The following is a 13811-nucleotide window of genomic DNA, read 5'->3' on the forward strand; positions in this document are numbered from 1 at the left end:
ATGACAGAACAAGAAACTTGGGACAGCGTTCTGGAATTGGTTCGTGAAAGTGTAACTGAGTCTTCATATAACACATGGTTCAAAGATACAAAAATCCATTCTCTTACTGATGACAAAATTGTTTTAGTTGCCAATAATCCATTTACTGCAAATTGGTTATTACAAAACTATAAAAGTGAGATTACTGGATATGTGAGTGCTATTTCTGGTAAAAACATTACTGATTTAGACGTGTTCACTGAAGATGACTTAGATGAATTACAAGCAAAATTCACACCTCCTCAGAATGAAGTCAAACCCGTACAACCTGTTCAAGGCGAACAATTCAATACGAATAATACGTTTGATACGTTCGTTATCGGACCGGGCAACCGTTTCCCACATGCTGCAAGCCTTGCCGTTGCTGAATCGCCGGCAAAAGCTTACAATCCGCTATTTATCTATGGTGGTGTAGGCCTTGGTAAAACACACTTAATGCATGCAATCGGGCATTATGTGACAGAAAATAATAAAGATGCGAAAGTACTTTATACTTCTAGTGAGAAATTTACGAATGAATTCATTCAATCCATTCGTAACAACGACACTGAAGCATTCCGTGAGAAGTACCGTAACATCGATGTTTTACTAATTGATGACATTCAATTTATTCAGAAAAAGGAACAAACACAAGAGGAGTTTTTCCATACTTTTAATGATTTGCATCAAAATAATAAGCAAATTGTTATCTCTAGTGACCGCCCACCAAAAGAGATTTCAACTTTAGAAGAACGCTTGAAATCCCGCTTCCAATGGGGGTTAATCGTGGATATCACACCACCTGACTTTGAGACACGTATGGCGATTCTGCAGAAAAAAACAGAAGAAGAAAATCTTGATGTACCGTTGGAGGCACTTACTTATATTGCCAATCAGATTCAGACAAATATCCGTGAGTTAGAAGGTGCATTGAATCGTGTCAATGCCTTTTCAAACCTACAAGGTAAGCCAATTACAACTGAACTGACGGCCGAAGCACTAAAAGATATTATTCAAGTCGCCCCTACTAAAAAAATTACAATTCAAGATATTCAAAAAGTAGTTGGTGCTTACTATGGCGTGCGTATTGAAGACTTTGCAGCCAAAAAACGTACAAAATCAATCGCGTACCCACGTCAAATTGCTATGTATTTATCTCGTGAACTCACTGATTTTTCATTACCTAAAATTGGTGAAGAATTTGGGGGTCGAGATCATACAACAGTTATTCATGCACACGATAAAATCAAAAAAGAGCTTGAAACAGACTCGGGATTGATGCGAGAAATACGACAATTAGAAAAAGATATTAAAAGTTGATTTGTGGATAATGTGCAAAAGTTGTACACACGATACACAAGTTATCCACATGTAAATAACCTTTATTTATCTTTATTCAATAGGGTTATCCACTAATCCACAAGCCCTACTACTATTATTACGATTTTTAATAATAACTATAACTTATATAAACGACTGAAAGGAGTTTATAATTTATGGAGTTCACAATTAAACGTGATTATTTTATTACACAATTAAACGATACATTAAAAGCAATTTCACCTAGAACAACTTTACCAATACTGACAGGGATTAAAATCCATGCAACAAATGAAAGTGTTGTATTAACAGGGTCAGATTCAGAGATTTCAATCGAGATTACGATTCCAAATTTGATTGATGGTGAAGAGATTGTTACCGTGACAGAACCAGGATCTGTTGTACTACCTGGCCGCTTCTTTGTCGATATCATCAAAAAACTACCTGGTAAAGAAGTTAAGTTAATTGCAAACGAACAATTTCAAACATTGATTACATCTGGCCATTCAGAGTTTAATTTAAGCGGTTTAGAACCTGATCAATACCCATTATTACCTCAAATTTCAAGCGAAGATGCGCTCCAATTACCAATCAAAGTCTTGAAAAACATAATCGCACAAACAAATTTCGCAGTGTCCACGTCAGAAACACGTCCAGTACTTACAGGTGTAAACTGGCTTATACAAGAAAATGAATTAATATGCACAGCGACTGACTCACACCGCTTGGCTGTAAGAAAGTTGAAGTTGGAAGACGAAGATATCAGTGATAAAAATGTCATCATTCCTGGTAAAGCTCTTGCCGAATTAAACAAAATTATGACAGATAGTGATGATCATATTGATATTTACTTTGCTGCGAACCAAGTGTTATTCCGCGTAGGACATGTTAACTTTATTTCACGCTTGTTAGAAGGACATTATCCTGATACATCACGCTTGTTCCCAGAAAACTATGAGATCAAGTTAGGATTAGATAACAGTGAATTTTATCATGCAATTGATCGTGCCTCATTACTAGCGCGTGAAGGTGGTAATAATGTCATCAAACTGAGCACAGGTGAAGAGCAAATTGAATTGTCATCAACATCACCAGAAATTGGAACGGTAAAAGAAGAAATCACTGCAAATGATGTAGAAGGTGGCAACTTGAAGATTTCATTTAACTCGAAGTACATGATGGATGCATTGAAAGCAATTGACCATGACGAAGTAGAGGTAGCATTCTTTGGTACGATGAAACCATTTATTTTAAAACCTAAAGACGACGATACAGTCACTCAATTGATCCTACCAATTCGAACATACTAGAGAAAAAGCTAAGGCAGACGCCTTAGCTTTTTTCATTATACAAAAGTAATTGCATACGCATTTACGTGTATTCATATAGAGTCAAAATCATGTGAATCGAGTATAATAAAACTATATGTGAAGTTGGAGGAACGAAATATGAAAATTAAAAGAACATGGATTATTGTCATTGTTGTTTGTCTATTTGCACTTGCTATTCTAGGCACACTTTCTTTCTCAAATGATTCAAAAGATAAATTAGACAGCAAAGCATTACATAAAGATACAGCATTACAACCGCAACTTGGTCCGAAAGACAGTCAAGTAAAACTCATTCTTTTTGGTGACTTTAAGTGCCCGTACTGTGGTGATTTTGAACGTCAAATCTTACCGAAAATCAAAAAAGACTATATTGATACAGACAAAGTAGAATTGCGTTACGTTAATGTTCTGATTCATGGAGAAGAGTCTAAACGTGCAACACGTGCGTCTTTAGCAGTGAACAAGTATGCACCCGAAGCTTATTGGTCATTCCACGAAGCGTTATATCATGCGCAACCAAAATCAAAAGAAGCTGTATCGGATGAGGAATGGTTAACAGCGCAACTTGTTGAAAAAGAAATCAATGCATTGAAAATCAAGCCTGAACAAAAAAAACAAATTTTGAATACTTACAATGACAAAACATTTCATCAACAAGCAAAACACGAAGATCAACTAGCGAAACAATATAAAGTATCAAAAGTGCCGTCACTTTATGTGAATGGTCAACGTGTAGAAGATGTCTCAGACTATAAAGTAGTCAAAGAGGCCATTGATGAAGCACTCAAACAACAAACGGAAAAGTAAGCAAATTTTTAATTTTTAAGACACTAAATATCGCTTTAAATCATAAGGTGCATGGTTCATTTGTTTCACATGAAACTTTTAGCCATGCACCTTAAATAAATACGTATTTCTACATGAAATTTAGCGCATAAAAAGGTATAATAGACTAGGTGAGCAATAACGAATGGAGTGATAATTTTGGCTGAGGAAATTATAGTTGATAGCGTTTTGACATTAGGTCAGTTTTTGAACTATGAAGGCATTATCGAGTCAGGTGGCCAAGCAAAATGGTTTTTACAAGAATATGATGTGTTCTTAAACGGTGAACACGAAACACGTCGCGGTAAAAAATTGAGCGATGGTGATGTGATTGGGATTCCTGAAGTAGGGTCTTACGTAATCAAAATTGGTGAACAATGAAGTTAACGACGCTCCAGTTGGAAAACTACCGGAACTACGCGCATGTGCTTTTAGAATGCCATCCGGAAGTCAATATACTCATTGGAGAAAATGCACAAGGTAAGACAAACCTACTTGAGTCCATTTACACATTGGCCTTAGCTAAAAGTCACAGAACAACGAACGATAGAGAGCTAATTCGGTTTGATGCGGAGTATGCTAAAATAGAAGGTGAACTGAGCTTTAGACATGGCAATATGCCACTCACGATGTTCATCACTAAAAAGGGCAAAAAAGCGAAAGTGAATCACTTGGAACAAAGTCGCCTGACACAATATATCGGACATCTTAACGTCGTGTTATTTGCGCCAGAAGATCTCAATATTGTAAAAGGAGCGCCACAAGTGAGACGTCGCTTTGTTGATATGGAGCTAGGGCAGATATCGAGCTTATATTTGAGTGATTTGTCACAATATCAACGCATACTCAAACAACGTAATCATTACTTAAAACAACTGCAATTGAAACAACAGAAAGACACGACGATGCTAGAAGTGCTGAATCAGCAATTTGCAACGTATGCAGTGAAGGTGACATTAAGACGCCAGAAGTTTATTGCAGAACTTGAAACACTTGCAGCACCGATTCATTCGGGAATCACGAATGGCAAAGAACAACTGACATTGCAATATATGCCGAGTATCAAAATGGAAGACGCCCCGCAAGATGAGGACGTCTTAATCAACGAGGTATTCGAATCATTACAGGCATCACTTGCCAAGGAAATTGAGCGTGGTGTCAGCATGCAAGGGCCACATCGAGATGACCTTGGATTTCAAGTGAACGGCATGGATGCCCAGACATTTGGTTCTCAAGGACAACAACGTACAACGGCACTCTCTATCAAATTAGCCGAAATAGAATTAATGCATCAAGAAGTGGGGGAATACCCCATTTTGTTGCTTGATGACGTATTAAGCGAATTAGATGATTCTCGACAAACGCATTTGTTGAGTACGATACAACATAAAGTACAGACATTTGTAACGACGACATCCGTGGATGGTATCGACCATGAAATAATGAAAGATGCTAAAGTATATCGAATTGCAGAAGGAAATATTAAGAAATAGCAGAAAGTGAAGGTGGAAGCATTGGCTGATGTGAACAACACAGAAAACTATGGTGCGAGTCAGATTCAAGTATTAGAAGGTCTCGAAGCGGTTCGTAAGCGACCAGGGATGTATATTGGTTCGACTTCAGAACGTGGTCTACACCATCTTGTATGGGAAATTGTAGATAACAGTATTGATGAGGCACTTGCAGGCTATGCAGATACGATCGAAGTCGTTATTGAAAAAGACGATTGGATCAAAGTAACGGATAACGGTCGTGGTATTCCAGTCGATATTCAAGAGAAGATGGGACGCCCAGCTGTTGAAGTTATCCTTACAGTGCTTCATGCCGGTGGTAAGTTTGGCGGTGGCGGTTATAAAGTGTCAGGTGGTTTACATGGTGTAGGTTCATCAGTTGTAAACGCACTGAGTGAAACACTAGAAGTATACGTACACCGAGATGGTCGTGTACACCACCAATCATACAAGCGTGGGGTACCAGAATTTGATTTGAAACAGATTGATGACACAGATCAAACAGGAACAGTTATCCGCTTTAAAGCAGATGCGGATATATTCCAAGAGACAACAGTTTACAACTATGAAACATTACAAAAACGTATTCGTGAACTTGCCTTTTTGAATAAAGGCATTCAAATTACATTGCGTGATGAACGTGATGATGAAGCGCCAAGAGAGGATAGTTACCTCTACGAAGGTGGTATTAAATCATACGTTGAGTTGATCAATGAGAAGAAAGAGCCGATACATCCAGAGCCAATCTACGTACATGAACAACGTGATGATGTTGAAGTGGAAATCGCGTTGCAGTATAACAGCGGTTATGCGACAAACTTGCTAACATATGCGAATAACATTCACACGTATGAAGGTGGGACACACGAGGACGGCTTTAAACGGGCGTTGACGCGTGTTCTTAATAGTTATGGGTTACAGTCCAAAGTTATTAAAGAAGACAAGGACCGCCTCTCTGGTGAAGATACACGTGAAGGTTTGACTGCGGTAATTTCTATTAAGCACGGAGACCCACAATTCGAAGGTCAAACGAAAACGAAATTAGGAAACTCAGAAGTACGTCAAATTGTAGACCGTACATTCTCAGAGTTATTCGAACGTTTCTTACTTGAGAATCCACAAGTAGGACGCACAATCGTTGAGAAAGGGATTATGGCATCACGTGCACGTATTGCCGCTAAGAAAGCACGTGAAGTAACACGTCGTAAAACAGCCTTAGATATTTCAAGTTTACCAGGTAAGTTGGCAGACTGTTCAAGTAAGGACCCATCAGAAAGTGAAATTTTCTTAGTAGAGGGTGACTCTGCCGGGGGGTCTACAAAATCAGGACGTGATTCACGTATTCAAGCGATCTTGCCTTTACGAGGAAAAATTTTAAACGTTGAAAAAGCACGCTTAGACAAGATTTTGAATAACAATGAAATCCGTCAAATGGTAACGGCATTCGGAACAGGTATTGGTGGCGAATTTGATATTTCAAAAGCACGATATCATAAGATTGTCATTATGACCGATGCCGATGTCGATGGTGCACATATTCGAACGTTGTTATTGACATTCTTCTATCGCTTTATGCGTCCGTTAATCGAGGCAGGCTATGTGTATATCGCACAACCGCCACTTTATAAATTAACGCAAGGAAAGCAAAAATATTATGTCTTTAATGACCGTGAATTAGACAAACTAAAAGAAGAACTCAACCCAACACCAAAATGGTCGATTGCACGTTACAAAGGTTTGGGTGAGATGAATGCAGATCAGTTGTGGGAGACGACAATGAATCCAGAAAATCGTGCGATGTTACAAGTAACGCTAGACGATGCAATTGAAGCGGATCAGACGTTTGAGATGTTAATGGGCGATGTAGTTGAAAATCGTCGACAGTTCATTGAAGATAACGCTGTCTATGCCAACCTGGATTTCTAACGTGAACATTTGAAAATGAAAAGGAGGATATCTTGATGGCTGAAACACCTGAATCAAGAATCAATGAACGGAATATCAGCAAAGAGATGCGAGAATCATTTTTGGACTATGCCATGAGTGTTATCGTATCTCGTGCATTGCCAGACGTAAGAGATGGTTTGAAGCCTGTACATCGCCGTATACTTTATGGTTTGAATGAACAAGGCATGACGCCAGATAAACCATATAAAAAATCAGCGCGTATCGTTGGGGATGTTATGGGTAAATACCACCCACATGGTGACTCTTCAATTTATGAAGCGATGGTACGTATGGCGCAAGATTTTAGTTACCGTTATCCGTTGGTAGATGGTCAAGGGAACTTCGGTTCGATGGATGGTGACGGCGCTGCCGCAATGCGTTATACAGAGGCAAGAATGACGAAAATTGCGCTAGAACTTTTGAGAGATATTAATAAAGATACAATTGACTTTATTGATAACTATGATGGAAATGAACGTGAGCCGAGTGTGTTACCGTCTCGTTTCCCGAACTTATTAGTGAATGGTGCATCAGGGATTGCGGTTGGGATGGCAACGAATATTCCGCCACATAATATGCGTGAAGTGATTGATGGCGTCTTAAGTTTAAGTCACAATCCAGATATCTCAACGGCTGAGCTTATGGAAGACATTCAAGGACCTGACTTCCCAACAGCAGGCTTAATCCTTGGTAAGAGTGGCATCCGTCGTGCGTATGAAACAGGTCGTGGATCTATTATGATGCGTGCCAAGGCGGATATTGAATCTAGTGGTGGTGGTCGTGAACGTATCGTTGTCACTGAAATTCCATTCCAAGTAAACAAAGCACGTATGATTGAAAAAATTGCAGACCTTGTACGTGATAAGAAAATTGAAGGTATTACAGACTTACGTGATGAAACAAGCTTGCGTACAGGCGTGCGTATCGTGATTGACGTTCGTAAAGATGCGAATGCGAGTGTTATTTTGAACAACTTGTACAAGCAAACGCCATTACAATCATCATTTGGCTTCAACATGATTGCATTAGTGAATGGTCGTCCACAGCTGATCACGTTGAAAGAAGCGTTGTATCACTACCTAGAGCATCAGAAAGAAGTTGTACGCCGTCGTACGGCCTACAACTTACGTAAAGCAAAAGACCGTGCCCATATTCTTGAAGGGCTTCGTATTGCGCTTGATCATATTGATGAGATTATTACAATTATCCGTGAATCTGAAACGGATAAAGTAGCAATGGACAGCTTACAGTCACGTTTCTCATTATCAGACCGTCAAGCACAAGCCATTTTAGACATGCGCTTACGTCGTTTGACTGGTTTAGAGCGAGACAAGATTGAGAATGAATACAACGAACTGATTGCCTATATTGCTGAATTAGAAGAAATTCTAGCAGATGAAGAAAAGTTATTAGCATTAGTTCGTGAAGAATTAACAGAGATTAAAGAACGTTATGGTGATGATCGTCGCACAGAAATTCAATTAGGTGGCGTTGATAACCTAGAAGATGAAGACTTAATTCCAGAAGAACAAATCGTTATTTCATTAAGTCATAACAATTATATTAAACGACTCCCTGTTTCAACATATCGTGCTCAAAATAGAGGGGGCCGAGGTGTTCAAGGTATGAATACGCTTGAAGATGACTTCGTAAGCCAGCTCGTTACAACAAGTACGCATGATGATGTGCTCTTCTTTACGAACAAAGGTCGTGTGTATAAACTGCGTGGTTATGAAGTGCCGGAACTCTCACGTCAGTCTAAAGGCATTCCAGTTGTCAATGCGATTGCACTTGAGAGTGATGAAGTCATCAGTACGATGATTGCTGTGAAGGATTTGGATTCTGAAGATAACTTCTTAGTCTTTGTAACGAAAAAAGGTCTTGTTAAGCGTTCAGCATTAAGTAACTTTAACCGTATCAACAAAAACGGTAAAATTGCGATTAAGTTTAGAGACGATGACGAACTTGTAGCCGTTCGATTAACAGATGGTCATAAACATATTCTAATCGGTACGTCTCAAGCATCACTTATTCGCTTTAAAGAAACAGATATCCGTGCAATGAGCCGAATTGCTTCAGGTGTTAAAGGAATTTCATTACGTGAAGATGATGAAGTCATCGGTCTCGGTGTGGCAGATGAGGATAATCAAGCAGAGATTCTTGTTGTAACTGAGAAAGGTTATGGTAAGCGAACACCAATTAGTGAATACCGCTTGTCACGTCGTGCAGGTATGGGTATTAAGACAGCAAATATTACAGAGCGTAATGGTAAACTTGTATGTATTGCAACAGTCGAAGGTAATGAAGATGTGATGGTGGTAACAGACCATGGTGTTATTATTCGTATGGAAGTAGAAGATATTTCTGTTAACGGCCGTAATACACAAGGTGTACGTTTAATTCGTCTTGATGAGGATCAATTCGTATCAACCGTTGCGAAAGTAAAACAAGAACCAGAAGACTTAGAAGCGGAAGAAGACGGCGGGGTGTCTAAAGAGACTGAAACAACGTCAACTTCTGAAGTGACTGAAACAACTGATTTACCAGAAACATTAAGAGAAGACTTCATGGCACGTGTCGAAGAAGATATTGCCAATGAAGATGAGACAGACGAATAAAGATTAAGATAAAAAAGGTTCAGAACATTTTCGAGTTCTGAACCTTTTTTACTATCTTATTGTTCAAGCTGCTTCATAGCATATGGAATTTCATCAATGATTTTTGAAGGTGGTACTACATACATATCCTTAGATAGTTTTTCGCCAATGTAACTATGCGTATAAGCTGCACTTGTTACAGCATCAATCATATCATCAAATTGACCAATGAAGCTTGTGATCATACCTGCGAGTGTATCACCCATACCACCTGTTGCCATAGCAGGTGTACCAATTTCTAATTTATATTCATTATTTTTGAAGAAGATTTCTGTTCCGTGCTTCTTCAAGACAACCGTTGCCCCTATTTCATCTACAGCCGCACGGTTACGTTCATACGTTTGTTCTTCAATTGGAATACCGCTGAGACGTTCCCATTCCTTTTGATGTGGTGTATAAATGAGTTTGCACGGTGGAATTTCAGGTTTAAGCTTACTCATAATAGAGATTGCATCGCCATCAACAATCAGTGTGTGATGTTCTTGAATATTTTGTAGTAAGAAAGTCATCGCATTGTTCCCTTTGAAGTCTAGACCAAGTCCAGGACCGATTAAGATACAATCTGATTGCTCAATGACTTTTGTCAGTTTCTTCGTATCATTAATATCAATGACCATTGCTTCTGGACAGCGTGAATGAAGTGCGACATGATTTGTTGGATGTGTCGCCACTGTGATTAAATCACTGCCACTGTATACACATGCACGAGCAGCTAACATAATTGCACCGCCTAACGTTGCATTGCCACCAATGAGAAGAATACGCCCATAGTCACCTTTATGTGTATCTACTTTACGTTTTGGTATTCTAACATCTGACAATATTTCCATAGAGCAAGAACCTCCTATCTGGTATTTCCGATATTACAACAAGATATGATATACGCGTATACGCTATTCGTCAATAGATAAAATAAGTCGATTTAGCGTAGTATATAGGTAACGCGCTACCTGATAACGAATATTGTCACAACTATTGTGTAACATAACCCTTAAATTTATACTGAAACAAGGATGGTAATAAATAACAAAGGGGTTGGATCATAATGGTTTTATATTTAACAGGTGATGAATTAAGAATTAATGATATACGTAACTTTTTAAATGATCAGACAACAGTAGAAATTACCGAAGAAGCATTAGCACGTGTCAAAGAAAGTCGTGCGATTGTAGAAGGTATTATTGAAAATAAAGAAACAATCTATGGTATTACGACTGGATTTGGATTATTCAGTGACGTGTTAATTGATCCACAGCAATATAATCAATTACAAGTAAATTTGATACGCTCACATGCATGTGGGGTAGGGGACCCATTTGATCAAAATGTATCATTAGTTATGATGATATTACGATTAAACACATTGCTTAAAGGACATTCTGGTGCAACGGTTGATCTTGTCAGACAGCTACAATTTTTTATTAATCAAAGAATCATTCCAGTTATTCCACAACAAGGGTCATTAGGCGCATCAGGTGATTTAGCACCACTCTCTCATTTAGCTTTAGCATTGATAGGGGAGGGGAAAGTACAGTATCAAGGTGAGGTGTTAGACAGCTCGGACGTCTTAAAACGTTTAGATAAAGCGCCATTAACATTACAAGCTAAAGAAGGATTAGCATTGATTAATGGTACACAGGCGATGACGGCACAAGGTGTCATCACAATGATTGAAGCGGAACATTTAGCATATGAAGTTGAGTGGATTGCATCATTAACACATCAAGCACTTAGAGGGATTACAGATGCTTATCATGCTTCTGTGCATACAGTACGTAACTTTGATGAGCAAACGGCTGTAGCTAGACGGATGTTAGACTGGCTTGAAGGTTCAACACTGACAACACGCCAAGGAGAGATACGTGTACAAGACCCTTATACTTTACGTTGTATTCCACAAATTCACGGTGCGAGTTTCCAAGTGATCAACTATGTACGTGAGAAACTAGAATGTGAAATGAATGCGGCGAACGATAACCCATTGATTTTTGATGAGGGAGATGAGACGTTAGTTATCTCTGGTGGCAACTTCCATGGACAACCTATTGCCTTTGCGTTAGACTTTTTAAAAATTGGCTTAAGTGAGTTAGGAAATGTATCTGAAAGACGTCTTGAACGCCTTGTAAATCCACAATTGAATGGTGGACTACCAGCATTCTTAAGTCCAGAACCAGGATTACAAAGTGGTGCTATGATTATGCAGTATGCGGCGGCCAGTCTGGTTTCAGAAAATAAAACATTAGCACATCCAGCAAGTGTGGACTCCATTCCATCATCAGCCAATCAAGAAGATCACGTATCGATGGGGACAATTGCAGCAAGACATGGTTATCAAATATTAGACAACGTACGACGTGTGATTGCAATAGAAGCCATTATTGCATTGCAAGCAGTAGAATTAAGAGGGATCGAAGGCTTATCGCCAAAAACGCGTCAACAATATGAAGCGTTGCGTAAGATTGTGCCGTCTATCACAGAAGACAGACAATTTCATAAAGATATTGAACGTGTCGCTAATTATCTACAAAGTACAGCGTACCATGACTAGTCTTGCAAAAAGGAAAAGACTCTGATATATTAAATTTAAATTTAGATATTTAATTGTTTGTGGACTAAGTAGTATCGGATGCTTTTCAGAGAGTTTGTGGTTGGTGTGAACAAACAGGTAATGATGATATGAAATCTACCCACGCATGAAGAACAATTCGGGTAAAACCGTTAACTTTTGTAAAGTGCAAGCTATTTTTAATTGGCTTGTTAAATAGGGTGGCAACACGTAGAAACCACGTCCCTTGTTATAGGGGACGTGGTTTTTTTCAGTCATCCGCAAAATAAATCGTATATTCATAATGAAAGGGTGTCGCAATATGTTAGACATTAAATTATTCAGAAATGAACCTGAAATGGTAAAAGAAAAGATTCAATTACGTGGAGATGATCCAGCTGTTGTTGATGAAGTATTAGCACTTGATCAAAAGCGTCGTGAATTGATTCAACAAACAGAAGAATTAAAAGCAGAGCGTAATAAAGCTTCTGAATTAATTGCACAAAAGAAACGTAATAAAGAAGATGCAGACGAAGCAATCCAATTGCAACGTAAAGCAGGAGAAAAAGTAAAAGCCATTGATGCTGAATTGAAAGAAGTAGATACAGCATTAAACGATAAGTTATCACGTATTCCGAACTTAATTCATGACGATGTGCCTCAAGGTAAAGACGATACTGAAAATGTTGAACTTAAAAAATGGGGCACACCACGTGAATTTGACTTTGAAGCAAAAGCGCACTGGGATATCGTAGAAGATTTAGGTATGGCAGACTTTGAACGTGCAGCACGTGTATCAGGTGCCCGTTTTGTATTCTTAACAAACGAAGGTGCGAAGTTAGAGCGTGCATTAATGAACTATATGATTACGAAACATACGACACAACACGGTTATACAGAAATGATGGTGCCACAATTAGTAAACCGTCAAACAATGTATGGGACAGGACAACTTCCTAAGTTTGAAGAAGACTTATTCAAAGTTGAAAAAGAAGGTCTTTACACAATTCCAACAGCAGAAGTGCCATTAACAAACTATTACCGTGATGAAGTCATTCAACCAGGCGTATTACCGGAAAAATTCACAGGCCAATCTGCATGCTTTAGAAGTGAAGCGGGATCTGCTGGACGTGACACACGTGGCTTAATTCGTCTTCACCAATTCAATAAAGTAGAAATGGTTCGCATTGAAAAACCAGAAGACTCTTGGAATGCATTAGAAGAAATGACTGGCAATGCAGAAGCAATTCTTGAAGAATTAGGTTTACCATATCGTCGCGTTATTTTATGTACAGGTGATATCGGATTCGGTTCAACAAAAACATACGACTTAGAAGTATGGTTACCAAGCTATAATGACTATAAAGAAATCAGCTCTTGCTCAAACTGCATGGACTTCCAAGCGCGTCGTGCGAACATCCGCTTCAAACGCGACAAAGATTCAAAACCAGAATATGTACACACATTAAATGGTTCTGGTTTAGCAGTAGGACGTACATTTGCTGCAATTGTTGAAAACTATCAAAACGAAGATGGTTCTATTACAATTCCAGAAGCACTTGTACCATTTATGGGTGGACAAACAGTTATCGAACCAAAATAATAGATTATTAAATAAAGGTGCTATAAAGTGGGAATATTTTCTCACGATATAGCA

Annotated in this window: 10 protein-coding genes and 1 other annotated feature; of the genes, 9 read left to right on the forward strand and 1 reads right to left on the reverse strand. The window is 38.7% G+C overall.

What is annotated here, in order from left to right; genetic code table 11:
• From dnaA to gyrA, 7 genes are all read left to right on the forward strand, one after another.
• Entirely contained in the window at window positions 1–1338 is a 1338-nt protein-coding gene (gene dnaA, locus MUA88_RS00005) for a chromosomal replication initiator protein DnaA (protein ID WP_262604166.1), read from the forward strand.
• A gap of 176 nt (window positions 1339–1514) precedes the next feature.
• Window positions 1515–2648 (forward strand): DNA polymerase III subunit beta, encoded by a 1134-nt coding sequence (gene dnaN, locus MUA88_RS00010; protein WP_262605577.1) that lies wholly within the window; start codon window positions 1515–1517, stop codon window positions 2646–2648.
• A gap of 138 nt (window positions 2649–2786) precedes the next feature.
• Window positions 2787–3476 (forward strand): DsbA family protein, encoded by a 690-nt coding sequence (locus MUA88_RS00015; protein ID WP_262605578.1) that lies wholly within the window; start codon window positions 2787–2789, stop codon window positions 3474–3476.
• Between the two features lie 168 nt (window positions 3477–3644).
• Window positions 3645–3875 (forward strand): RNA-binding S4 domain-containing protein, encoded by a 231-nt coding sequence (locus MUA88_RS00020; protein ID WP_262604169.1) that lies wholly within the window; start codon window positions 3645–3647, stop codon window positions 3873–3875.
• Window positions 3872–4987: a DNA replication/repair protein RecF gene (gene recF, locus MUA88_RS00025; protein WP_262604170.1), complete on the forward strand. Its 1116-nt coding sequence runs from the start codon at window positions 3872–3874 to the stop codon at window positions 4985–4987. The genes MUA88_RS00020 and recF overlap by 4 nt, the downstream gene beginning before the upstream one ends.
• Window positions 4988–4999: 12 nt before the next feature.
• Window positions 5000–6931: a DNA topoisomerase (ATP-hydrolyzing) subunit B gene (gene gyrB, locus MUA88_RS00030; RefSeq protein WP_262605173.1), complete on the forward strand. Its 1932-nt coding sequence runs from the start codon at window positions 5000–5002 to the stop codon at window positions 6929–6931.
• Between the two features lie 35 nt (window positions 6932–6966).
• A complete protein-coding gene (gene gyrA, locus MUA88_RS00035; RefSeq protein WP_262604171.1) occupies window positions 6967–9570 on the forward strand; it encodes a DNA gyrase subunit A in 2604 nt (867 codons plus the stop codon).
• A gap of 56 nt (window positions 9571–9626) precedes the next feature.
• Here gyrA and MUA88_RS00040 read toward each other — a convergent pair whose 3' ends face one another.
• Window positions 9627–10439, reverse strand: coding sequence for an NAD(P)H-hydrate dehydratase (locus MUA88_RS00040; RefSeq protein ID WP_262604172.1), 813 nt, complete (start codon window positions 10437–10439; stop codon window positions 9627–9629).
• A 215-nt stretch (window positions 10440–10654) separates the two neighbouring features.
• Here MUA88_RS00040 and hutH point away from each other — a divergent pair, with 215 nt between their 5' ends.
• Complete coding sequence (gene hutH / locus MUA88_RS00045) at window positions 10655–12157, forward strand: histidine ammonia-lyase (RefSeq protein ID WP_262605579.1); 1503 nt, start codon at window positions 10655–10657, stop codon at window positions 12155–12157.
• A 46-nt stretch (window positions 12158–12203) separates the two neighbouring features.
• Window positions 12204–12405, forward strand: a binding site (T-box leader).
• A gap of 71 nt (window positions 12406–12476) precedes the next feature.
• Complete coding sequence (gene serS, locus MUA88_RS00050) at window positions 12477–13757, forward strand: serine--tRNA ligase (protein WP_262604174.1); 1281 nt, start codon at window positions 12477–12479, stop codon at window positions 13755–13757.
• The last annotated feature ends 54 nt before the right edge of the window (window positions 13758–13811 follow it).

The organism is Staphylococcus sp. IVB6240, assembly GCF_025558425.1.
Classification (GTDB): Bacteria; Bacillota; Bacilli; order Staphylococcales; family Staphylococcaceae; genus Staphylococcus.